The organism is Sphingopyxis yananensis (assembly GCF_020687785.1).
In the GTDB taxonomy this organism is placed as follows: domain Bacteria; phylum Pseudomonadota; class Alphaproteobacteria; order Sphingomonadales; family Sphingomonadaceae; genus Sphingopyxis; species Sphingopyxis yananensis.
On record NZ_JAJEWI010000008.1, the window covers coordinates 396,993 to 419,648 of the forward strand.

General features: G+C 57.9%; 19 protein-coding genes. 3 read left to right on the forward strand and 16 right to left on the reverse strand.

Annotated features, from left to right (window positions below; all coding sequences use genetic code 11):
- Positions 1 to 81: 81 nt before the first annotated feature.
- Positions 82 to 1,197: an alanine dehydrogenase gene (ald, locus tag LKO31_RS10100; RefSeq protein WP_227690350.1), complete on the reverse strand. Its 1,116-nt coding sequence runs from the start codon at positions 1,195 to 1,197 to the stop codon at positions 82 to 84.
- 262 nt (positions 1,198 to 1,459) lie between these two features.
- Between ald and LKO31_RS10105 the strand changes: the two genes are divergently transcribed.
- Both LKO31_RS10105 and LKO31_RS10110 read left to right on the forward strand, forming a co-directional pair.
- Positions 1,460 to 2,509, forward strand: a complete 1,050-nt coding sequence (locus LKO31_RS10105) for an MBL fold metallo-hydrolase (protein WP_227690351.1) — start codon at positions 1,460 to 1,462, stop codon at positions 2,507 to 2,509.
- Entirely contained in the window at positions 2,506 to 3,477 is a 972-nt protein-coding gene (locus LKO31_RS10110; RefSeq protein WP_227690353.1) for a 50S ribosomal protein L11 methyltransferase, read from the forward strand. Before LKO31_RS10105 ends, LKO31_RS10110 begins: the two co-directional genes overlap by 4 nt.
- 42 nt (positions 3,478 to 3,519) lie before the next feature.
- Here LKO31_RS10110 and ligA read toward each other — a convergent pair whose 3' ends face one another.
- The 5 genes from ligA to LKO31_RS10135 form a co-directional block, all read right to left on the reverse strand.
- Positions 3,520 to 5,664 carry an NAD-dependent DNA ligase LigA gene (ligA, locus tag LKO31_RS10115; protein WP_227690355.1) on the reverse strand — a complete coding sequence of 715 codons (2,145 nt, stop codon included), beginning with the start codon at positions 5,662 to 5,664 and terminating at the stop codon, positions 3,520 to 3,522.
- Positions 5,661 to 6,059, reverse strand: a complete 399-nt coding sequence (locus LKO31_RS10120) for an antibiotic biosynthesis monooxygenase (protein ID WP_227690357.1) — start codon at positions 6,057 to 6,059, stop codon at positions 5,661 to 5,663. Before LKO31_RS10120 ends, ligA begins: the two co-directional genes overlap by 4 nt.
- Positions 6,059 to 7,744: a DNA repair protein RecN gene (recN, locus tag LKO31_RS10125; RefSeq protein WP_227690359.1), complete on the reverse strand. Its 1,686-nt coding sequence runs from the start codon at positions 7,742 to 7,744 to the stop codon at positions 6,059 to 6,061. Before recN ends, LKO31_RS10120 begins: the two co-directional genes overlap by 1 nt.
- A 108-nt stretch (positions 7,745 to 7,852) precedes the next feature.
- Positions 7,853 to 8,647, reverse strand: coding sequence for an outer membrane protein assembly factor BamD (locus LKO31_RS10130; protein ID WP_227690361.1), 795 nt, complete (start codon positions 8,645 to 8,647; stop codon positions 7,853 to 7,855).
- Positions 8,648 to 8,761: 114 nt separating this feature from the next.
- On the reverse strand, positions 8,762 to 9,493 hold the full coding sequence (locus LKO31_RS10135; protein WP_227690362.1) for a peptidylprolyl isomerase: 732 nt from the start codon (positions 9,491 to 9,493) through the stop codon (positions 8,762 to 8,764).
- 133 nt (positions 9,494 to 9,626) lie between these two features.
- Here LKO31_RS10135 and LKO31_RS10140 point away from each other — a divergent pair, with 133 nt between their 5' ends.
- Positions 9,627 to 10,082 carry a GNAT family N-acetyltransferase gene (locus LKO31_RS10140; protein ID WP_227690364.1) on the forward strand — a complete coding sequence of 152 codons (456 nt, stop codon included), beginning with the start codon at positions 9,627 to 9,629 and terminating at the stop codon, positions 10,080 to 10,082.
- Between the two features lie 66 nt (positions 10,083 to 10,148).
- On the opposite strand, the gene pnp is transcribed toward LKO31_RS10140, so the two are convergent.
- The 10 genes from pnp to rimP all read right to left on the reverse strand — a co-directional run bounded on the left by pnp (position 10,149) and on the right by rimP (position 22,364).
- Positions 10,149 to 12,452: a polyribonucleotide nucleotidyltransferase gene (gene pnp, locus LKO31_RS10145; protein WP_227690366.1), complete on the reverse strand. Its 2,304-nt coding sequence runs from the start codon at positions 12,450 to 12,452 to the stop codon at positions 10,149 to 10,151.
- Positions 12,453 to 12,659: 207 nt separating this feature from the next.
- Entirely contained in the window at positions 12,660 to 12,929 is a 270-nt protein-coding gene (gene rpsO, locus LKO31_RS10150; RefSeq protein ID WP_227690368.1) for a 30S ribosomal protein S15, read from the reverse strand.
- Between the two features lie 24 nt (positions 12,930 to 12,953).
- Complete coding sequence (truB, locus tag LKO31_RS10155; RefSeq protein ID WP_227690370.1) at positions 12,954 to 13,862, reverse strand: tRNA pseudouridine(55) synthase TruB; 909 nt, start codon at positions 13,860 to 13,862, stop codon at positions 12,954 to 12,956.
- 51 nt (positions 13,863 to 13,913) lie between these two features.
- Positions 13,914 to 15,083: an acyl-CoA dehydrogenase family protein gene (locus LKO31_RS10160; protein ID WP_227690372.1), complete on the reverse strand. Its 1,170-nt coding sequence runs from the start codon at positions 15,081 to 15,083 to the stop codon at positions 13,914 to 13,916.
- 135 nt (positions 15,084 to 15,218) lie between these two features.
- On the reverse strand, positions 15,219 to 15,824 hold the full coding sequence (locus LKO31_RS10165) for a thymidine kinase (RefSeq protein ID WP_227690374.1): 606 nt from the start codon (positions 15,822 to 15,824) through the stop codon (positions 15,219 to 15,221).
- 156 nt (positions 15,825 to 15,980) lie between these two features.
- Positions 15,981 to 16,385: a 30S ribosome-binding factor RbfA gene (gene rbfA / locus LKO31_RS10170; protein ID WP_227690611.1), complete on the reverse strand. Its 405-nt coding sequence runs from the start codon at positions 16,383 to 16,385 to the stop codon at positions 15,981 to 15,983.
- Between the two features lie 142 nt (positions 16,386 to 16,527).
- Entirely contained in the window at positions 16,528 to 19,419 is a 2,892-nt protein-coding gene (gene infB, locus LKO31_RS10175; protein ID WP_227690376.1) for a translation initiation factor IF-2, read from the reverse strand.
- Between the two features lie 17 nt (positions 19,420 to 19,436).
- Entirely contained in the window at positions 19,437 to 20,222 is a 786-nt protein-coding gene (locus tag LKO31_RS10180; protein WP_227690378.1) for a DUF448 domain-containing protein, read from the reverse strand.
- A complete protein-coding gene (nusA, locus tag LKO31_RS10185; RefSeq protein ID WP_227690379.1) occupies positions 20,203 to 21,816 on the reverse strand; it encodes a transcription termination factor NusA in 1,614 nt (537 codons plus the stop codon). The genes LKO31_RS10180 and nusA overlap by 20 nt, the downstream gene beginning before the upstream one ends.
- Positions 21,816 to 22,364 (reverse strand): ribosome maturation protein RimP, encoded by a 549-nt coding sequence (rimP, locus tag LKO31_RS10190; RefSeq protein ID WP_407699279.1) that lies wholly within the window; start codon positions 22,362 to 22,364, stop codon positions 21,816 to 21,818. The genes nusA and rimP overlap by 1 nt, the downstream gene beginning before the upstream one ends.
- Between the last annotated feature and the right edge of the window lie 292 nt (positions 22,365 to 22,656).

Genomic DNA, 22,656 nt, shown 5'->3' on the forward strand with positions numbered 1-22,656 from the left:
AATTTTTCATCCCAAATACACGAGACCAATACCCAAGCTTCCTATAGCCTGTCTGATTTCGGCCTGATGAACAAAGACTTTTTACGCCAATGCCGATTCCATCGGCACATATTCCATGCCCAAAGCATCCGCGACTGCGCGATAGGTGATATGGCCATTCCACACATTCAACCCGTCCGCCAAATGGCTGTTGCGGCGCATGGCTTCTTGCCAACCCAGTTCGGCGATGCGCAGAGCATGGGGCAAGGTCACATTGTTCAGCGCATAGGTGCTGGTTCGCGCCACCGCGCCGGGCATATTGCCCACGCAATAATGAACAATATCGTCGACGATATAGGTTGGGTCCGCATGGGTGGTCGCATGGCTGGTTTCAAAACAGCCGCCTTGGTCAATGGCCACGTCGACCAGCACCGATCCCGCGCGCATCGTTTTCAACATAGCCCGTGTGACCAATTTGGGGGCCGCGCCGCCGGGAATCAGCACCGCGCCAATGACCAAATCCGCTTCGGCGACACATTCCGCCAAATTTGCTTGATCGGAAAAACGAGTTTTCGCGCGCCCTTCAAAATGATTGGCGACCCGTTCCAATACATCAGGGTCACGATCCAAAATCGACACATCGGCGCCCAAGCCGACGGCCATTTGGGCCGCATTAAAGCCCACCACGCCGCCGCCGATCACACAGACTTTGGCCGGCGCAACACCGGGCACGCCGCCCAGCAACACACCGCGCCCACCATGCACCTTTTGCAAGGCGGTCGCACCCGCCTGAATAGACATACGTCCGGCCACTTGGCTCATGGGTTTCAACAATGGCAATCCGCCATGCTCACCCGTTACCGTTTCATAGGCAATGGCCACCACGCCCGCCGCCAGCAAGTCCCGCACCTGATCTGGATCGGGTGCCAGATGCAAATAAGCGTAAAGAATCTGACCCTGCCGCAACATGGCGCGTTCGCTGGCCTGCGGTTCCTTGACCTTGACCACCATATCCGCCGCGCCATAAACATCAGCGGCGGAGGCGACGATTTTCGCCCCAGCGGCAACATAATGATCATCAACCGCGCCAATGCCCGCGCCTGCGCCGCTTTCCACCAAGACAATATGACCACGGACCGTCAATTCGCGGACACTTTCGGGCGTCAAACCGACACGATGTTCATGATTCTTAACTTCTCGCGGCGTACCGATGATCATATTGAAACTCCTCACTCTGGCCTGTGCCACGGGGTTTTCCGCCCTTACGTCCCTATTCAGAACATATTGTCACGACGAAAATAAATGCGTCGGCCAAAGACCTGTGTGACGAAAGCAACCGTCTGGCGAATTTTTCAAGGATAATCGCATGGCCACCATCCCTGTCATGCACAAATATATCCGATTTCCCGAACCGATCATCCAGCTTTGCACCTTGGGTGAATATCGGTAAACCGACAGGCCCCAGCGCAAGGCATGTCCAATGACCATCAAAAACCCTGTTTATCTTAGTTTGTTACCGCCCGTTCTGCCGTCGCCCCCAATGGCTCGCAAGGCCCCTTCCCGCCAAGCGTGGCGGGATGCCATGCTATTCGCGGCTGCCATGTCTATGCTCGCCCCGTCCCCGAGCCATGCCAGCGAAGCCCCTGCGGCCACCGGACAAAATATCGCCACGCTCACCGACATGACGCGCCTCGCGCAACGCTGCGCGGGTCAAGACGGCGTGGAAAGCTGGGACATGGCTGTCCATCCCGCGAAGATTCATGGCCGCACCTATTATGTCGGCACTTGCGGTATTGCCGCCATCTTGATCGACACTGACGACGGATTGGTATTGATCGACGCCGCCACCCAAAAAGGCGGCCCCGCTGTCGCGGCCAGCATCCGGGCCTTAGGTTTTGACCCCGCGAACATCCGCCTGCTGCTCACCACCCATGAACATATGGACCATGCGGGCGGACTGGCTTTGATACAAAAGCTCAGCGGCGCGCCCATGCTCGCCATGGCCGACGCCCATAGCGCCTTGTCCACCGGAAAGCCCGACACCGACGATCCCCAACATGACATGCTGCCGGATATGGATGCCCTGCGTGTCGACGGGGCGTTGCAAGACGGCGTGCCGCTGACCTTTGGCCAGATTGGCCTGACCCCTTATTCCACGCCGGTTCACACCAAGGGCAGCACAAGCTATGTCTGGCAAAGCTGCGTTGGGGAGGATGACGCAGTTGCCGCCAACACCCCCGACGCCCGCAACAACTGCGTCACCATCGCCTTTATGGACAGCCTGTCGACGCCCGCCCCTGCTGGCTATTCCTTCCGCCAAAAACCAGACCAGCGCCGCCGTATCGAAGCGGGCCTAGCCAAGGCCGCGCAAATATCTTGTACCCTCTTGATTACACCGCACCCTTCTGCCAGCGCGCTGATGGAACGAATGGCGGGGCAGAATGCTTTGGTGCAAGAGGGCGCCTGCGCGCATTATGTTGCCACCGCCAAAGTCAATTTTGAAAACCGCCTCGCGAAAGAACCCGAATGAGCTGGATCATCTCCCTTCCCTGCACCCGCCAAGAGGCAGAGGCGCTCAGCGGTGAAATTCCCGAACTGGAAATGCTAGACAATGCGCCGGTCATTGTGACCCGCGAAATCGACGAAGATGCCGATGAATGGCAAGTCGACGCCTATGTCGATGACAAGCCATCGGTGTTACTGGTCCGCACCCTACAAGCGCTGATTCCCAGCGCGAAAAAGGCCAAGGCCAGCGTTGAACAATTGCCCGAGGAAGATTGGGTCACTCTGTCCCAACAAGGGTTGGAGCCTGTGCAGGCGGGCCGCTTTTATGTCCACACCAGCAGCTATGCCGACACGGTGCCCTATGGCGCGACCGCCTTTTTGATCGACGCCAGCGAAGCCTTTGGAACGGGCGGCCACGACACCACCGCTGGTTGTCTGGCGATGCTCGACCGTCATTACGAATCCAGCCACCGCCCGCGCAACATCATCGATATCGGCACTGGCACCGGATTACTGGCTTTTGCCGCGCACAGTCTGTGGAACCGCGCGCGCATTATGGCGTCGGATATCGACCCTGCCAGCATCCGCGTGACGCGCGACAATGCCAAAATCAACCATATGCCGCTGGGCAGCGGTGCGGGTTATATTTCGCTGGCCGTGGCCGCTGGCACCAACCACCCCGGCATCATGCGCCGCGCACCCTATGATTTGGTGATCGCCAATATTTTGGCGGGCCCGCTGATCAATTTGGCGGCCGATATTGCCGCCATCACCGCGCCGGGTGGCCATGTCATTTTGGCGGGTTTAATTGCGCGGCAAATGAAGGATGTTGTGGCCGCTTATCATGGCCATGGCTTCCGCCTTGTTGCGCGGGGCGGCAGCGAAGAATGGCCCTGCCTGATGCTGGTGAAGCGCCGCCGCTATGGCTATCGCCGCAAGGAACGGGCGTTTCATCGCCCCAGCCCATCCGACGCCAGCTTCGGCAGTTGGTAATCAAAATGGCCCGCGCTGTGACGACATAGCGCGGGCTGACTTTTATCCAGCGGCCTTTACGATTTCCGCCCATTCCGCTTCGTCGATAACGCGAATATTCAGCACCGCCGCTTGTTTCAGCTTGCTGCCCGCGCCCGGTCCCGCGACCAGCAAATCGGTTTTCGCGCTGACCGACCCTGCCGCCTTCGCCCCCAAGCTTTCCGCCTGCGCCTTGGCTTCATCGCGGCTCATCGTTTCCAGCTTGCCGCTGAAAACAATGGTCATGCCCGAGACTTCGCTGTCGCGGCTTTCCACCACATAAAGCGGCGGCGATACTTCGCTCAGCAAATCATTCCACAGCGCCTGATTATGCGGTTCGTGGAAGAAATCAACCAAAGCCTCGCCAACCGCAGGGCCGATACCGTCAGTCTGAACCTCCAAGATACGCTTAATTGCCTCAACCTTGCGGGCGGTATATTTGCCATCCGACTCGCCCAGCACACGCGGGTGGTCCGCCATCCACTGGCCCAATTCATGGGCTTTTTCGGGCAAGATGCGAATATCGCTTAGCCCCTTTAACAAATCCCGCGCCGTCACCGCGCCAATATGCCGGATACCCAAAGCAAACAGTAACCGCCCCGCATCCGGCGCTCGCTTGGCTTCGATGGCGGCCAGCATTTTATCCACCGACACATCCTTCCAGCCATCGCGGCGGGTCAGTTCCTCGCGGTGCTGGTGCAGCCGGAAAATATCCGCCGGGCCTTTGTCCAGCCAGCCCAGTTCCAGAAACTCGGCAATGCTCTTTTCGCCCAGCCCCTCAATATCCAGCGCTGGTCGGCTGACAAAATGGCGCAGCCGTTCAAATTTCTGCGCACCGCAGATCAGGCCGCCCGTGCAGCGCACATCGACTTCGCCGTCCTCGGCCACGGCTTCGCTGCCGCACACGGGGCAATGATCGGGAAAGATAAAAGCGGGCCGTTCCACATCGCGGGTAAGATTTTCAACCACCTGCGGGATCACATCCCCCGCCCGCTGCACCACCACACGGTCATTGATCCGCACACCCAGACGCGCAATTTCATCGCGGTTGTGCAACGTGACGTTCGACACCACCACACCGCCAACGGTGACGGGCGTCAAACGGCCCACGGGCGTCAGCTTGCCCGTGCGGCCCACCTGAATATCAATGCCCAATAATGTCGTCTCGGCCCGCTCGGCGGGGAATTTATGGGCAATGGCCCAGCGCGGAGCCTTGGCAACAAAGCCCAAACGATGCTGCCAATCCAGCCGATCAACCTTATAGACCACGCCATCGATGTCATAATCCAGCTCGGCACGGCGCGCCTCTATGCTGCTATAATGGGCCAGCAAGTCATCCATCGTTTCAAAGCGCGTCAAAAGAGGCGACACCGGCACGCCCCATGATGCGATCGCCTGCATCACGCCAAATTGCGTATCGGCGGGAACATCGCTTGCCTCGCCCCAACCATGCGCCCAAAAACGCAGCTTTCGCGATGCCGTGACGCTGGCATCCTTTTGTCGCAGCGACCCCGCCGCCGCATTGCGTGGGTTGGCAAATTGCCGCGCCTTTTCAGGGTCATCTGCCTCGGCCAATAATCGCTCGTTCAGCGCCGCAAAATCCGCCTTGGCCATATAAATTTCGCCGCGAATTTCAAACACGTCCGGCACATCGCCGCGCAAAGTCTGGGGAATATCCGCAATGGTCCGCACATTGGCCGTCACATCTTCGCCAACACTGCCATCACCGCGCGTCGCCGCCTGCACCAGCACGCCGCCCTCATAGCGCAGCGAACAGGACAGGCCGTCAATCTTATCCTCGGCGGTTAAGGCCACGATGTCGCTGCTGCCAAGGCTCAGGAACCGCCGCACACGGCCTATAAATTCCTGCACATCTTCCGACGAAAAGGCATTGTCCAAGCTCATCATGCGCTGGGCATGGGTAATCTTGCTCAGCGCCGTGCCATCCACTGGCGCGCCCACATCATTCAGCGGGCTATTTTTGGGCGCGGCGCTGGGATAGGCCGCCTCCAACCCCTTATATTGCGCAACCAGCGCATCATAATCCGCATCGCTGATGTCCGGTGCGTCATCGCCATGGTATTTTTTATTGGCGTGCCGAATTTGGCGCGCCAATCGCATCATTTTATTGGCGGCATCCGCATCAGAAAAATTAAAAAGATCGGTCATGATTCCATCGGGGTCGGAATTTTCAAAATCGCGCTGCTTTTAATGTTGGCGATCAACATTCGCTGCTTGGTGACCAAATCGCTTAGCTCGGCTTTTTGCAATTCGGCATCATAATCTTCACGCGACCGCCAAAAATCCAATATCCAAAGGCTATTGTCATCGTCCGCATCTTCAAAAATCGTAAATCCACCAACCCGTCCCACATATGGACGAATGGCTTCGAAATTGGCGATGAGCGCGGCCCGCTGGCCCTGCTGCGCCTCTATCTGCCGGATAGAGCAGAAGGCTGCGATCAATTCTTCCATTTGCCTCTCCAGCGCTTGCAATTGCGATAAGGGCGCGCTCACCGCGATAGTCGCCAGCACCGCCCGCAAAAAGGCGCGGCGCTGCATCATCAAGCCGCAACCTCAAGCAATCGTTCCGCCTGCGCACGCGCTTCCACTGTCACTTCCGTGCCCGAAAGCATCCGCGCAATTTCCTCACGCCGATCCGCGTCGCTGAGGCGGCGCACGCTTGTGCGTGTCACCGTGCCTTGGCTGGATTTCGCAATCATATAATGGGTGCCGCCCTTGGCCGCGACTTGCGGGCTGTGCGTCACCGCCAGCAATTGTGTGTTGCCCGTCGCCAGCCGCGCCAAACGATCGCCAATCGCGCTCGCCACCGCGCCGCCAACACCGCGATCAATTTCATCAAAAATAATCGTTTCCGCGCCGCCTTGCTGGGCCAACGATACCTTTAACGCCAAAATAAAGCGCGACAATTCACCGCCCGACGCAATCTTGCCCAGCGGCCCAAAGGGTGCACCGGGGTTGGTCGAAATCAAAAATTCCACACGGTCGATACCCTCGGCGCTCCACCGATCGGCGTTTTGTTGTTCAACCAAGGTTTTGATTCGCGCCGCATCCAATTTCAGCGGTTTCAACTCCGCCTCCACGGATTTATCCAATCGCGCAGCAGCCTTGGCGCGCTGGGCGGACAATTTGGTCGCGGCATGGGTATAGGCCGCCGCCGTGCGCGCCAATTCTTCTTCCAAGCGTTGCAGTCCCGCATTGCCGCCATCAATGGCGTCCAGCTTGGCGATTTGCTGTTCCAACAAATCGGCCAAATCATCCGGCTGCACATGATGTTTGCGCGCCGCCGCGCGCAATTCAAACAAGCGCCCTTCGGTTTCTTCGAGGCGGGCGGGTTCAAATTCGCTGGCCAATGCTGCGGCGTGCAATTTCGATTCCGCTTCATCGACGTCAATGATGGCGCGGTCCAGGCAAGCCAAAGCCTCCGCCAGCAAATGATGGTCGCCAGCCAGTCGGTCCAGCCGCCGCGCCGCATCGCGCAATTGGGCGGGCGCCCCTTTATAGGCGTCAAAACTCTTCATAATATCGCCCAGATCACCGGCGATTTTTTCACCCTTTTGCATAGCGGACCGCTCTTCGGCCAATTCCGCTTCTTCGCCCGCCTGTGGGTTCAGCGCCCGCAATTCCTCAACGCTATGTTCCAACCACTCGCGGTCGCGCTCGGCGCTTTCCAGCGCAGCCCGCGCCTCTTGCAATTGGGCTTCCGCCTTGCGCCATGCCGCAAAGGCCTTGGCGACCGGCGCGACATCGGCTGTGGCATAAGCGTCCAGCAAAGCCCGATGGCCCGACGGGGCCAGCAAACCCCGATCATCATGCTGGCCATGAATTTCCACCAATTGCGCGCCCACTTCGCGCAGCAAAGCCGCCGAACAAGGTTGGTCATTGATGAAAGCACGGCTGCCACCGTCCAATTTCAACGACCGGCGAATGATCAGCGGTTCACTATCGGGGGCTTCGGGGCCATCGAACTGAAAATCATGGTCGGCCAGCAATTGCGCCAGCGCCGTGCCCGCACGGGGTGGGTCAAAGCTGGCGATGACTTGGGCCGCATCCGTACCTTGGCGCACCAAGCCCATGTCGGCGCGGTTGCCCAGCACCAAGCCCAGCGCATCCAGCAAAATGGATTTACCGGCCCCTGTTTCGCCGGTCAAAACGCCCAAACCCGCCTCAAACTCCAAGTCTAGGCGGTCGATCAGGACAATATTGGCGATGGATAGCGCCTTTAACATGTCCGGTCCCTAACAAAGAACAAAACAGGAATCTATTATTCTTTACAACTCATTTGAAAAGGCGAGAGACCAACCCCGCCTCATCAAGCCTTCACGCCATATTGCCGACTAGGCCGAAGGCGCGTGCTTTTTCATCAGATCAAAAGCGCGCTTATACCAATCGCTACCCGGATAATTGGCACCCAATACGGCCGCCGATTTCTTGGCTTCGTCTGGAACGCCCAGCGCCAGATAGGATTCGGTCAAGCGATACAAAGCCTCTGGCGTGTGGCTAGTGGTCTGGAACTTGTCCACCACTTCGCGAAAGCGGATGGATGCCGCCAGCCAGTTGGACGACCGCTGGTAAAAACGGCCAATTTCCATTTCCTTGCCAGCCAAATGGTCTTGCACCAAATCCACCTTCAACCGTGCATCCGCTGCATAGCGGGTGTCGGGATAGCGGCGGATCACTTCGCCCAGCGCATTGCTGGCTTGTTCGGTGATTTTCTGGTCACGGGTCACGTCGCTGATCTGCTCATAATAGCTGAGCGCGATCAGATAATAAGCATAAGGCGCGTCTTTATTGCCGGGGTGAATCGACAAGAAGCGCTGCGCCGATTCAATGGCCGGCGTATATTCGCGGTCCATATAATAAGAAAAGCTGCTCATCAGCTGCGCACGGCGCGCCCATGGCGAATAAGGGTGCTGACGCTCCACTTCATCGAACAAAGCGGCAGCCAGACGGTAATTGCCTTGATCCAATCGGTCCTGCGCGGCGCGGTACAGCGTGTTCACATCGCGGGCGACATAGCGCGTGTCGCGCTTCACACTGGCACCCCCGCCACATGCAGCCACAAGCGGCGTAATCACGAGAGTCGCGGCGAGCAGGCGCGTCACGGCGCGCGATGAAAGACGATTGGTCATGCGCGCGGTATAGCCACAGTCGGGATGAACGCAAAATAAATGATGCAGCTTTGCGCACCATAATCATCATGATTTTTCAGGCTTGGGCCAACCGGCGTCATTTCCAATTCCCTTTTATGCGTCATCATCATCGCCCTCATCGCCATTTTCCGCAGAAACCGGCACATCTGCGGGCTTCACCACACAGCCAAGGGGCGCATCGGCGGGGGCCGCTATGCGCTTGGCGCTGCGGATCGCAATTTTGGGGGCCAACATCTGCCCCTGCATCACGCCCACACCGTCGGTAGGCGAAACGGGGGCTTGGAAAATCGCCTCTGCCACCGCAGAACCTTCGATCAATTCCCCGAAAACCGCAAAGCCCGCCGTGTCGCCATTGGTCCGCGCTGGGTCGGCGTCAAAGCCTTTAATGGACGATAATAAAATGAAAAAATCTGTCGTCGCGTCGCCGGGGTTCAGCCGCGCCATCGACAAAGCGCCCTTGCAATGGGTCAGCCCCGTTTCATTGGTGGGCTCATGCGCAATGGCGGGATAGTTCAGCCGCGCATCGCCGCGATTGCCCGCCTGAATAATTTGGTTGTGATCGCCCCAATTGCGGGTGGCACGATAAAATTGAAAGCCGTTCATGCGCTTCGAATCGACATAGCGCAGGAAATTGCCCGCCGTGATCGGCGCGCGCTGCGTTTCCAGCCGCACCACCATGCGCCCTGCATCGGTCAACAGTTCCACATAAATGCGGTTATCGGGAACAACAGCGGGTGCCTCTGGCACGGTCTGCGGCGCGGATGACGCAACGGGCTGCACAGCGGCAGCGGCCAGAGCGAGCATGGAAGCAAATGTCGTCAGCATCTTGGCAACATAAACGCAATTTCCATCCGATTGAAATGGGGCAAATGACCTGTGCCAACAGAATTTGCCATGGCGCTGTTGCCATAGGTCCCCCGAGCCCTATTCCTATCGCGAAAATCAGGAGAATATGTTGATGGAAATTCGCCCCGCCACCTATGATGATATCGACGCTTTGGCTGTGCTATTCGATGCCTACCGCCAATTTTATGGACAGCCGTGTGATATGGCAGGCGCGGCAACCTTTCTGCGTGCGCGTTTGGACCATCAGCAATCGACGATTTTCGTGGCAGCAGTGGGGGCAGCGGCATCAGAAACACTCATCGGCTTTACCCAACTCTATCCCAGCTTTTCTTCCACCCGCATGGCCCCGATCTTCATCCTGAATGATTTGTTCGTGACACCAGATGCCCGCCAACAAGGCACCGCCTCGGCCCTTCTTCGCGCCGCAGCAGATTTCGCCCGCACCCAAGGCGCGCTGCGCCTCACCCTATCCACAGCGCATGACAATCTGGCCGCACAGGCTCTCTATGAGCGTGAGGGCTGGACCCGCGACACAGCATTTCGCACCTACAACCTCCCCCTCGCCTGAACCACCGAGCAACCAAAAAGGGCCCCGCAATCGCGAGGCCCTTCTTATTCATCCGTATCGGAAGGATTAGTCCTTCAGGAAATCAGGCACATGGCCTTGATCGTCCGGACCGTCATTGCGTTCGCGGCGTGGGCCACGATCGCCGCCTTCACGGCGCGGGCCACGACCACGGTCGCCACCACGGCCACCACGGCCACCATCGCCATCACGGCGTGGGCCACGGTCGCCGCGCGGTTCGCGGGGTTCGCGCGCCGGACGGGTGTCTTCCAATTCTTCGCCGGTTTCTTGGTCAACAACGCGCATGGACAGGCGAACCTTGCCACGCTGGTCGATTTCCAAAACCTTGACCTTCACGTCTTGGCCTTCGGTCAGAACGTCCGCGACCTTTTCGACGCGCTCATTCTTGATTTCCGACACATGAACCAAGCCGTCCTTGCCGCCCATGAAGTTCACAAAAGCGCCGAAATCAACGAGGTTTACAACCTTACCGTCGTAAATCTTGCCAACTTCTGCTTCTTCGACGATGCCCGAAATCCACTTACGAGCCGCTTCAATTTGGCTGAGATCGCTCGACGAGATTTTGATCAAACCTTCGTCATCGATATCAACCTTGGCGCCGGTGGTTGCCACGATTTCGCGGATGACCTTACCGCCCGTGCCGATGATGTCGCGGATCTTAGACTTGTCGATCTGCATCGTTTCGATGCGCGGTGCGTGAGCCGACAGTTCTTGGCGGGTTTCGCCCAAAGCCTTGTTCATTTCACCAAGGATGTGCGCGCGGCCTTCCTTGGCTTGGTTCAGCGCCTTTTCGAAGATTTCGCGGGTGATGCCAGCGATCTTAATGTCCATCTGCATCGTGGTGATGCCTTCGGACGTACCGGCTACCTTGAAGTCCATGTCGCCGAGGTGATCTTCATCGCCCAAGATGTCCGACAGGATGGCATATTCGCCGCCTTCGAGGATCAGACCCATGGCGATACCCGAAACCGGACGCTTAATGGGAACGCCCGCATCCATCAGCGACAGCGAACCGCCGCAAACCGTCGCCATCGACGACGAGCCGTTCGACTCGGTGATGTCGCTGGTCAAACGGATGGTGTAAGGGAATTCATCCTTGGTTGGCAGCACAGGGTGCAGCGCACGCCATGCCAGCTTACCATGGCCGATTTCACGGCGGCCAGGCGCACCGAAGCGGCCCACTTCACCCACCGAATAGGGGGGGAAGTTATAGTGCAGCATGAAGTTTTCGTAACGCAGACCGCCCAAACCGTCGATCATTTGCTCTGCGTCCTTGGTGCCCAAGGTGCAGGTCGAGATCGATTGGGTTTCACCGCGCGTGAACAGCGACGAACCATGGGCGCGTGGCAGGAAGTGCGTTTCTGCTACGATCGGACGGATTTGCGTGGTGGTACGACCGTCGATGCGGGTGCCATCCTTCAAGATCGCACGGCGAACGATTTCCGATTCCAGCTTCTTGGTCAGCTTGATGCCAGCCATCACGTCTTGTGGCGACAGGCCATCAGCGGTGAACTGGGCCTTGGCCTTGTCACGAGCAGCGTTCAGCGCGTTCGAACGGGCCGATTTGTCGGTCAGCTTATAAGCCGCTGCGATATCCGCGCCGATCAAATCCTTCAGCTTGGCCTTCAGGTCAGCGTTGCCATCGCTAGCCGCCATTTCCCAAGGTTCCTTGGCGGCTTGTTCGGCCAGATTGATGATCGCCTTGATCACATCACGGCAAGCGTCATGCGCGAACAGGACCGCGCCCAGCATGATGTCTTCGGACAACTCATTGGCTTCCGATTCCACCATCATCACCGCGTCATGCGTTGCGGCCACAACCAAGTCCAGATCGCCAGCAGCAACCTGTTCATCGGTCGGGTTCAGCACATATTCGCCGTCCACATAACCGACACGGGCTGCCCCGATGGGGCCCATGAACGGTACGCCCGAAATGGTCAAAGCAGCGGACGCCGCAACCAAAGCCAGAATATCCGGCTCATTATGACCGTCATAGCTCAGCACATGAGCAATGGTGTTGATTTCGTTATAGAAACCTTCTGGGAACAGCGGGCGGATCGGACGGTCGATCAAACGCGATACCAGCGTTTCCTTTTCCGTCGCGCCGCGTTCGCGCTTGAAGAAGCCACCGGGGATGCGGCCCGCAGCCGAATATTTTTCCTGATAGTGTACGGTCAGCGGGAAGAAATCTTGGCCGTCTTTCACCGATTTCGCTGCGGTCACGGCGCACAATACCACCGTTTCGCCCAGCGTTGCCATCACAGCACCATCGGCTTGACGAGCAACCTTGCCCGTTTCGAGGGTCAGCGTTTCGCCGCCCCATTCGATCGACACTTTCTTTACATCGAACATATATTTTCCTTCGCCCGCTCAGCCCTATGCTGGGCGGGGCCTCTGTTCCGGGCAATCCGGCCCGGGCGGGTCGGGGCGCAAATTCCGCCCCTTAAATTGTTGGAAAACTGACGCCGAATTGCAGCAGTTCTCCAGCCGATATGCCCCATGAAATTCACATAGGGGTAAAACAAAAGCGGCCCCGAAACGGAGCCGCCTTCGCTTGAATTACTTACGAAGACCAAGCTTCGCAATCAGGTCTTGATAGCGACCCAGATCCTTCTTCTTCAGATAGTCCAGCAAGCTACGACGCTTGTTGACCATCATCAGCAGACCACGGCGGCTATGGTTATCCTTGTGGTGCGACTTGAAGTGACCGGTCAGGGTGTTGATACGGTCGGTCAAGATAGCAACTTGGACTTCAGGCGAACCGGTGTCACCAGCTTCGCGGGCGAATTCGGTGATCAGTTCGGCTTTACGTTCTGCAGTAATCGACATGGATAACTTTCCTCGACATCCATTTTACAAGTTAAACCCCCGCACGACTTTCAGCGAACCCGCTGTGGCTTCTATCAAGGCGATGGGGCAATTTTCATCGTCCCGACCCCAATAAAGCCCATCATCCGTGGGAACTCCGGTCCAGATGCGACCCTGTCGGATCGCCATTACCGCCTCCGGAGAGAGGTCAAGAGCCGGGATGTCGACCAGCCCAACCTCCAGCGGTAATATCACATCTGATGGGTCTGCGCCTTGGCCCAAAGCGTTCAATTTGTCCAGCGAAATCGCTTGTTTTACGGTGAAAGGCCCCGCTTTCACGCGGCGTAACATGGTCACATGTCCCACGCTGCCCACGGCCAGCGCGATGTCGCGAGCCAGACTGCGAATATAGGTTCCCTTGGACACATGGGCGATAAAGCTGGCATATGTCAGCGGCTTATCCATATGTTCCAGCGTGCCATCATCCAGAAAATCCAGCGCATAGACTGTAACATCCCGCGCTTTCATTTCCACCACTTCGCCCTTGCGCGCCAAATCATAGGCCCGCTCGCCATCAATTTTGATGGCGGAATACATGGGTGGAATTTGCGCAATCGGGCCACGAAACTGGTCCAAAACAGCCGCAATCTGATGATGCGTGGGCCGAACATCGCTGGTCGCGACCACCGCCCCTTCGGCATCCAGCCCATCCGTCTGGGTACCGAATTCCACCGTGAAATGGTAAATTTTGCTGGCATCCAGCATATGGCCGGTCAGCTTGGTTGCCTCGCCCAGCGCAATCGGCAACACGCCGGTTGCCAGCGGGTCCAGCGTGCCGCCATGCCCGACCTTGACCTTGCCCAGCCCCGCCTCGCGGCAATTGCGCTTGACCGCCGCCACGGCTTGCGTTGACCCTAGCCCCAAGGGCTTGTCCAATATGATCCAACCATTCATGGATTCGCCGCTAGGGCCTCATCCCCCCAACTGTCAAATCAGCGCCAATTGTCAAACTAGGGGATGCGCGACCGGCAGGCCCAATTTCATCCGCCCCGTCATTTCGCGGGCCACGTCCCAATCCCAAAATGTGTGGGTACTGACGGTGTTCAAATCCCGCCAAATCCGCTGCAACGCTTGGCTTTCATGAAAGCTCGACGCCCCCGATGCCGCCATCATGCCGTTCACCGTGTCGCGGCACAGCTTGGAAATAAAGGCCGTCTGCCCCTTTACGAACAAGCGATCTTCTTGGGTAAAGCGGTGCTCCCCCACCCGCTCGTCAATCCAGCTATATAGATCGCGGGCTAGGCGCGACGCTGCATCTGCCGCAATGCTATATTCGCCCAAGGTCAGATGGGCGACTGGCTGTTCCTTGACCACCGTTCCGGTAAAATTGCGCACCCGCCGCGTCATAATATCTGCAAAAGCATCATAGGCTCCGCGCAGCGTTCCGGTCAGCACAGGCAGGATGGTGCAATAGGCCGACATTAAAAAAGGAATATGAAATAATGAATTATCATGATGGGATGACCCTTCGGTCCGTCCAGCGTGCATTTCCAGCGACGGCAAGCTGCGGTGGTCCGGCACGAATAATTTATCGGCCTGATAATCATTGCTGCCTGTCCCCGCCATGCCCGCAAAATGCCACACGTCCAATATTTCAACGTCTGAAGCGGGCATCAAAAAGCCACGCGGGCCATCAGCTGTCATGCCGCTCATCATCACCCAATCGGCGTGCATGATGCCTGATCCCCATGTCGCCCGTCCGCTCACTTCCCAACCGCCATCGACTTTGCGGGCCTGCATATTGGGGGCTGTTGCGCCGGGCATCAGCACAAAGCCTCGGGGGCCCAGCAATTCTTCCTGCGTTTGCAGCGGGAATTTGCTGACATAAATATTATGGCTGATGTAAAATGCAGTAATCCAACCCGTCGACGGACAAGCCGCGCTAATGGTCTCCACCACATCCATCATGGTGGCCAGTGGCGCTTCTAAACCACCCCAACGCTTGGGTGCCAGCATTTGGAAAATTTGCGCGTCGATCAATTCCTGAATGGACTCATCGGCAGGACGCCGATTTTCCGCTGTGGCGGCGGCCCGCTCTTTGATTTTGGGCGCCAATTGCTGGGCGCGTTCGATCAAGATTTTCTGGTCTGGCGATATCTGCTGATTTCCGGACATTTGTCTCTCCCTCTCCCCAGCAAGGCTAGGGATGAAGAGCGGCCTGTGTCCAGAAAAACCGTAAACTTAATTGACGATTTTCGTCAAAAACGCCCAGTGCAGAACCTCATTCCATCAAATTTTGCCAAGACGGCATCACCCGTTATCGGATTGCGCCAAGGCGGCATCGCGGCGGCGCTCGACAAAATGGCGGCGGCACAATGCGATATAGCGATCATTCCCGCCAATTTCCGTTTGCGCTCCATCGACCACTGCACGGCCCACTGCATCGACGCGCATATTCATTGTGGCTTTGCGGCCACATTCGCACACCGCCTTTAATTCCACCAACGCATCCGCCAAGCCCAACAGCGCCGCAGACCCTTCGAACAGTTGTCCGGCAAAATCGGTCCGCAAACCATAGCAAAGCACGGGAATATTGGCATCATCGGCCAGTCGCGCCAATTGCCACACCTGCGCACGCGACAAAAATTGCGCTTCGTCGACCAAAATGCACGCAATCATACGGCTGGCCAATTGGCCTTGCACATCGGCCCATAAATCCGTGGCCGCATCAAATTGGTGCGCATCCGCACATAAGCCAATTCGGCTGCTGATTTGGCCCACGCCATAGCGATCATCAACCGCCGCCGTCCACAAGATCGTATCCATGCCGCGCTCGCGGTAATTAAAATCCGCCTGCAACAAGGTTGTCGATTTGCCAGCGTTCATACTGGCATAATAGAAATAAAGCTTGGCCATAACGCCCTGTGACGGCTTTGCCGCCGCCGCGCAACGGGTCGCAGCGGGGGCCCAATGAAAAAGACGCCCCGCAGGGCGTCTCAGTCATGCCGCATCATATGGCCAATATTCACCCGCCCTTGCCCGTCAGCAGCGGCGTAGCATCGCTATCAGCCTTCAGCCTTCTTCGTCTTCGCGGGCCAGATCGCGCGCCACCTTGGGATCGCGCAGCAATTTCTCGATATGGCTGGCTTCGTCAAAGCTCTCGTCCACCAAAAATTTCAGCTTGGCGGCATATTTCATACGAATACGGCTGGCGACTTCGCGCTGCAAATAAGCCGTATTGGTGCGCAGTGATTTTAAGACCGCCTCTTCGTCGCGGCCCAGCAAGGATTTCACAAAAACGGTCGCATGACGCAAGTCAGGGGACATCCGCACTTCGGTGATGCTGACAGGATGCTTTGCCAGCACATCGTCATGCACATCGCCGCGCTGAATAATCTCGCTCAGAATATGGCGCACCTGTTCACCCACGCGCAACACGCGAACCGATGGGCCTTGGTTTTGATCCTGATTTTTCATCATCTATCTCGCTTCCGCTAAACGGAAGGGGCCAGCCGTGGTCGCTGACAAATCCATTGATGTTCGCCGAACCCACTTTCGGCAAGCAAGGCCGCGCCCATAATAGGCGCGGCCCTTTTGCTCATCCTGTTGGGATGATAATTTACAGCGTGCGGGCGCGTTCTTCGACCTCGAACACTTCCAGATGATCGCCTGGTTTGATGTCGTTGGTATCGGCCAACACCACACCACATTCCAGACCGGCGCGCACTTCGGCAACATCGTCCTTGAAACGGCGTAGCGACGAAATGGTCGTGGCCGAAACAATCACATCGTTGCGGGTCAGACGGGCATGCAGACCCTTGCGGATCGAACCTTCCAAGACCAGCAAACCAGCGGCCTTGTCGCGCTTGCCCGCTGGGAAGACGTCCTTGACTTCGGCGCGGCCCACCACGGTTTCGATACGTTCTGGCCCCAGTTCGCCCGCCATTTCCTTCGCGACTTCTTCGGTCAGGTGATAAATGACGTCATAATACATGAAGCGCACTTTTTCGCGATTTGCGATTTCACGCGCCTTGGCATTGGGACGAACGTTAAAGCCAATGATGGGCGCGTTGGATGCAGCCGCCAGCGACACGTCGCTTTCGGTAATCGCACCAGCACCTGAATTCAACACACGAACGCGGATTTCGTCGGTCGACAAACGGTTCAATGCATTGACGATGGCTTCCACCGACCCTTGCACGTCGCCCTTGATCACCACCGGATATTCGATCAGCTTTTGCTTATCAGCCAAGGCCGAGAACATGCCTTCCAAGCTGACAGGCGCCTGCGCCGTGCGCTTACGCAAGGCTTGTTCCTGACGATAAGCGGCTACTTCACGTGCGCGGGCTTCATTTTCAACAACCGTCAGCGTGTCACCGGCCATCGGCACACCGCCAAGGCCCAACACTTCGACTGGCATCGAAGGTCCAGCGGCTTTGATCTGCTTGCCCTTGTCGTCAATCAGCGCACGAACACGGCCACTTTCCGCACCGCAAACAAAGATGTCGCCAACCTTCAACGTACCACGGCGAACCAAGATGGTCGCCACAGGGCCGCGACCCTTGTCCAGCTTGGCTTCCACAACCGTACCTTCGGCGGCGCGGTCAGGATTGGCCTTCAATTCCATGATTTCGGCTTGCAGCGCAATGGCTTCCAACAGCTTATCAAGGCCGGTTTTCTTCAGAGCCGATACTTCGACATTCTGAATGTCGCCGCCCATTTCTTCGACAACCAATTCATGTTCTAACAGACGTTCACGAACGCGCTGCGGATTGGCTTCGGGCTTGTCGACCTTGTTGATCGCAACAATGATCGGCACACCAGCGGCCTTGGCATGGTTGATGGCTTCAATCGACTGAGGCTTCAGGCCATCATCAGCAGCCACCACCAAAATCACAATGTCGGTCACATTCGCACCGCGTTGGCGCATTTCCGTGAACGCTTCGTGGCCCGGTGTATCAAGGAAGGTCACGATGCTGCCATCGGGTGTTTTCACCTGATAAGCACCAATATGCTGGGTGATACCACCCGCTTCACCCGATTGCACATTGGCACCGCGCAAAGCGTCGAGCAGCGAGGTTTTGCCGTGGTCGACGTGGCCCATGATGGTCACAACCGGCGCACGGGCCTTCAACGCGTCATTGGCATCAACGTCTTCGTCCACACGAATATCCACGTCAGCTTCGCTCACGCGCTTGAATTCGTGGCCGAATTCCGTGACCAGCAATTCTGCCGTGTCCTGATCAATATCTTGGTTGATGGTCACCATCACGCCCATTTTGAACAGGGCCTTGACCAGATCCGCACCCTTTTCGGCCATACGGTTGGCAAGTTCCTGAACAGTGATGGTGTCTGGCACAACCACTTCACGCACTTGCTTTTCACGCGGGCCAGTCGGCGCACGATGCGAACGCTTTTCCTTTTCGCGGGCGCGCTTCAGCGCGGCCAAGCTGCGTGCCCGTGCACCCTCATCGTCGTTCAACGCACGGGTTACGGTCAGCTTGCCCGACTGGCGGCGATTGTCACCAGCGCGGTTTTTGGGTTCAGCCCGCTTTGGTTCTGGGCGCTTCGGCGCTTCGACAGGCGTAAAGCGGCGGGGCGCTGGGCTGGATGTCGTGCTGGCTGGACGCGCAGCGCCCTTGGCTTCGCCGCCAGCCGCAGGTGCCTTGGCAGCAGCCTTGTCCGCCGCAGCGGCCGCCTTGGCCGCAGCCTTGGCAACTTCTGCTTCGGCCGCAGCAGCCTTTGCAGCCGCCGCTTCGGCTTCGGCTTGCGCCTGTGCTTCTTCGGCATTGGCCTTGCGGGCTTCGGAACGCGCGCGCTCTTCTTCTTGGGCGCGCAAACGGTCCGCTTCTTCGCGGCGACGAGCGTCTTCCAAGGCGGCCAAACGGGCTTCTTCTGCTTCGCGCAGGAATTTGGCTTGCAGTTCCTGACGGGTCATCAGGCTGTCTTGCGGACGTGCAGCGCGGGGTTGGTTCTGCGACCGACCAGCATTGCCACGCGAACCAGGGCCCTTATTGGCGGCTACGCGCGGCGCGGGAGCATTGGCCTTGGCGGCTGGCTTGGCGGGCGCAGTCTTGGGCGCAGCAACCGGTGCTGGCGCTTCCACTGGTGCCGGTGCAGGCTCAGCGACCTCTGCTTTTGCGGCAGGTGCTGGCGCAGCTTCTGCGGCGGGGGCCGGTGCAGGCTGCGCGGGTGCTTCAACCGCCGCTTCGACGACAGGCGTCGGTGCAGGTTGCGGCGCGACCGGTGCGGGTGCGGGTTCCGGAGCGGCTGGCGCGGCCACGGGCGCTGCGACTTCCGCAGGCGTAGCCACTGGTGCTTCCGCTTCGGCTGGCGCGTCAACAGGGGCAGCCTCACCCGGGCGGACGATGACACGGCGGCGCTTCACCTCCACTTCCACCGTGTTACGGCGGCCATGGCTGAATTGTTGCTGCACCTGTCCGGCCTCGACCGTCCGCTTCAGGCCCAGGGGCTTGCGGCTAAGAGTCGGCTTGTCCTGTTCGTCACTCATCGAAACTATATTATCCTTCAATTTGCGTCCAAAACGGCAGTATCCGTCGTTATGGACGCCACCCCTGCCCCTGCTTCGCGAGATTCTGACCCCGCTAGGTGGGAATCGTCGATCGGGCCACGGCTTGCCGCGTCCCTACTCCATCCGGTAAAAAACTGCCAGCGGTTCAAATGCGCTGACACCCGCTCTGCGGCCCGGGCATTGGTCACGGCGATATGTACCGCATTTTCACGCCCTAATGCCATAGATAGTGCACCTCGGTCCACAGGCAAGGACTGACCAGCAAGATCACTGCCCTCTGCATCCGAACCGACGCGCCATGCTTGCGCCAATTTGCGGCGACCATCTTCACCCGCATCCGCGGCATGAAGCAGCAAAGAAACCTGACCGCGCCGTGCCGCTTCCTCGATCCGGTCATTGCCCGTGATCAAAGTTCCAGCCCGTGACTCCAGCCCCAAACGGTCCAAGGTCGCCCGCTGAAGCTGGGCTTCGATACGGGCTACAATATCCTCTGGGATCGTAATCTGGCTGTCTTGCAAAGCGCGGATAATGCCGCCCTTCAGCTTGCCCTTAACGCGCGCGGCTTCCAGATCAGCGCCGTTCACGCCAATCCATGCCCCGCGCCCAGGCGCTTTCCCATGAACATCAGCGGCAATGACGCCGTCCGGCCCGAGCGCAAGGCGCACGAGCCGGTCCGCTGGCGCCACTTCGCCAGTCACCACACAACGCCGTTCAGGCTGCGGCTTGCCGCGCCCCTTTGCGCGGTCTGTCTGGCTTAACGGGTCATTGTGCGGGGTCCGCATCGGCGGCCTCCCCGGAATTTGCAGCATCGGCTTCATCTTCGAACCAATGCGCACGAGCGGCCATGATGATTTCATTGCCTTGTTCGTCAGTCAGACCATATTCGCCCAATACACCGCCACGATCATCCACGCGGTCACGTGGACCACGGCGGTTGTCGGTGCGCTTCTTGGCGATCAGTTCGTCGGTCGCAAGGTCAGCCAAATCGTCCAGCGTCTTGATACCCGCTTTGCCCAGCACAACCAGCATGCCTTCGGTCAAGTGCGGCAGGTCGGCCAGCGCGTCTTCGACGCCCAAGGCACGGCGTTCTTCACGCGATGCATCTTCGCGGCGTTCCAACGCTTCGCTGGCGCGGCTTTGCAATTCCTGCGCCAATTCGTCGTCAAAGCCTTCAATCGACGCCAATTCTTCCAAAGCCACATAGGCGACTTCGTCCAGCTCGCTAAAGCCTTCGGCGACCAACAATTGGGCCAGCGTTTCGTCAACGTCCAGTTCCTCTTGGAACATGGTCGAACGTTCAACAAATTCCTTCTGACGCTTTTCGCTGGCGTCTGCTTCGGTCATGATGTCGATCTGCTTGCCGGTCAATTGGCTGGCCAGACGGACGTTTTGACCACGGCGGCCAATGGCCAATGACAATTGGTCATCCGGCACCACCACTTCGATGCGGCCATCATCTTCGTCGATCACAACGCGCTGAACGGTTGCGGGCTGAAGCGCGTTCACCACAAAGGTTGCCGTATCTTCCGACCAAGGAATGATGTCGATCTTTTCGCCCTGCATTTCTTGAACAACAGCCTGAACGCGGCTGCCCTTCATACCAACGCAGGCACCAACCGGATCGATCGAGCCATCATAGCTGATCACACCAATTTTGGCACGCGAACCAGGGTCACGCGCAGCCGCCTTGATTTCGATGATACCATCGTAAATTTCGGGCACTTCTTGCGCGAATAATTTGCGCATGAAATCGGGGTGCGCACGGCTCAGGAAAATTTGCGGCCCGCGTGCTTCGCTGCGCACCGACAAGATCAAGGCGCGAACACGGTCACCGACGCGCATCAATTCACGGGGAATTTGCTGGTCGCGGCGGATCACGCCTTCGGCGCGGCCCAAGTTCACCACAATATGGCCGAACTCTACCGACTTCACCACGCCAGTGATGATTTCACCGGTGCGGTCCTTAAATTCGGCAAATTGACGCTGACGGTCTGCTTCGCGAACCTTTTGGAAAATCACTTGCTTGGCGGATTGGGCGTCAATGCGGCCCAAATCAACGGGCGGCAGCGGGTCGACGATATAGTCGCCAATGGCCGCACCCTTTTGCAGCTTTTGCGCTGCACTCAGGTCCACCTGTTTAAAATAATCGTCAACCTGCTCAACCACTTCCACGACGCGCCACAAGCGCAGGTCGCCGGATGCGGGATCCAGTTTCGCACGAATATCATTTTCTGCGCCATAACGGGCACGCGCAGCGCGCTGAATGGCTTCCTCGATCGCCTCGATGACGATCGCTTTGTCGATCATCTTCTCGCTGGCAACCGAATTAGCAATGGCAAGCAACTCGGCCTTATTGGCGGAAATGGCAGTGGCCATCAGTCCTGTCCTTCTTCTTCCATTTCGTCGGCGCCTTCTGCGGAAAGCGGGACGGTTGCGGCAATTAACTTATCCGTCAGCACCAGTTTCGCGGTGTCGATCGCATCAAATTCCAAATGATGCAAAACGCCGTCACGGTCGATCACCGTCACCACATTATCATCATCAATACCAACCAGTTCGCCGTTAAAACGCTGACGTCCGTTCAGCTTTTCTTTCAACGCAATTTTGGCCTCAAACCCAGCCCATTCGGAAAAATCCACATGGCGCGTCAGCGGGCGGTCAATACCGGGGGACGACACTTCCAAACGGTAATTGCCCTCTATCGGGTCATTGCCCGCTTCTTCCAGCGCATCCAAATGCACCGAAATGCGGCGCGACAATTCGGCACATTGTTCAATGTGCAATTGGCGCGTTGCGGGGTCTTCCGCCATAATTTGCAGGGTCGGTTCGCTATCACCGCCAAAAAATGCCACGCGCACCAAGGACAAGCCCATGCTGTCAACTTCAGGGGCGATAACCGCATTCAGGGTTTCAAAATCGACCAACAAATCCATTCCCTATCGCAAGACGGAACCAAAATAGGCTTTTGCCCACCGTGGCAGTCACCGCGGCGTCCCATCTGGATAACCATGTCTAGGAGTGAGGTTGCTATAGAGACTTTCCCCGCAATCATCAAGCCAAAAGCAAAAGCTTATCAACCCACGCATTTCGGCGCGCTGCGGCGCGGGCTGCCACTTATCCGGCCGCCCCTCCGCCTCCACTACCGTTCGCGCACGCTTCTGATACTCCGACTCAGCCCGTCGTTCATCGCACCCCATTTTTGCGACTAAAAAAGGG

Excerpts from the sequence above, each read along its gene's own strand:
- ald (WP_227690350.1), bottom strand. The coding sequence starts at position 1,197 with ATGATCATCGGTACGCCGCGAGAAGTTAAGAATCATGAACATCGTGTC.
- LKO31_RS10105 (WP_227690351.1), top strand. The coding sequence starts at position 1,460 with ATGACCATCAAAAACCCTGTTTATCTTAGTTTGTTACCGCCCGTTCTG.
- LKO31_RS10110 (WP_227690353.1), top strand. The coding sequence starts at position 2,506 with ATGAGCTGGATCATCTCCCTTCCCTGCACCCGCCAAGAGGCAGAGGCG.
- ligA (WP_227690355.1), bottom strand. The coding sequence starts at position 5,664 with ATGACCGATCTTTTTAATTTTTCTGATGCGGATGCCGCCAATAAAATG.
- LKO31_RS10120 (WP_227690357.1), bottom strand. The coding sequence starts at position 6,059 with ATGATGCAGCGCCGCGCCTTTTTGCGGGCGGTGCTGGCGACTATCGCG.
- recN (WP_227690359.1), bottom strand. The coding sequence starts at position 7,744 with ATGTTAAAGGCGCTATCCATCGCCAATATTGTCCTGATCGACCGCCTA.
- LKO31_RS10130 (WP_227690361.1), bottom strand. The coding sequence starts at position 8,647 with ATGACCAATCGTCTTTCATCGCGCGCCGTGACGCGCCTGCTCGCCGCG.
- LKO31_RS10135 (WP_227690362.1), bottom strand. The coding sequence starts at position 9,493 with ATGCTGACGACATTTGCTTCCATGCTCGCTCTGGCCGCTGCCGCTGTG.
- LKO31_RS10140 (WP_227690364.1), top strand. The coding sequence starts at position 9,627 with ATGGAAATTCGCCCCGCCACCTATGATGATATCGACGCTTTGGCTGTG.
- pnp (WP_227690366.1), bottom strand. The coding sequence starts at position 12,452 with ATGTTCGATGTAAAGAAAGTGTCGATCGAATGGGGCGGCGAAACGCTG.
- rpsO (WP_227690368.1), bottom strand. The coding sequence starts at position 12,929 with ATGTCGATTACTGCAGAACGTAAAGCCGAACTGATCACCGAATTCGCC.
- truB (WP_227690370.1), bottom strand. The coding sequence starts at position 13,862 with ATGAATGGTTGGATCATATTGGACAAGCCCTTGGGGCTAGGGTCAACG.
- LKO31_RS10160 (WP_227690372.1), bottom strand. The coding sequence starts at position 15,083 with ATGTCCGGAAATCAGCAGATATCGCCAGACCAGAAAATCTTGATCGAA.
- LKO31_RS10165 (WP_227690374.1), bottom strand. The coding sequence starts at position 15,824 with ATGGCCAAGCTTTATTTCTATTATGCCAGTATGAACGCTGGCAAATCG.
- rbfA (WP_227690611.1), bottom strand. The coding sequence starts at position 16,385 with ATGAAAAATCAGGATCAAAACCAAGGCCCATCGGTTCGCGTGTTGCGC.
- infB (WP_227690376.1), bottom strand. The coding sequence starts at position 19,419 with ATGAGTGACGAACAGGACAAGCCGACTCTTAGCCGCAAGCCCCTGGGC.
- LKO31_RS10180 (WP_227690378.1), bottom strand. The coding sequence starts at position 20,222 with ATGCGGACCCCGCACAATGACCCGTTAAGCCAGACAGACCGCGCAAAG.
- nusA (WP_227690379.1), bottom strand. The coding sequence starts at position 21,816 with ATGGCCACTGCCATTTCCGCCAATAAGGCCGAGTTGCTTGCCATTGCT.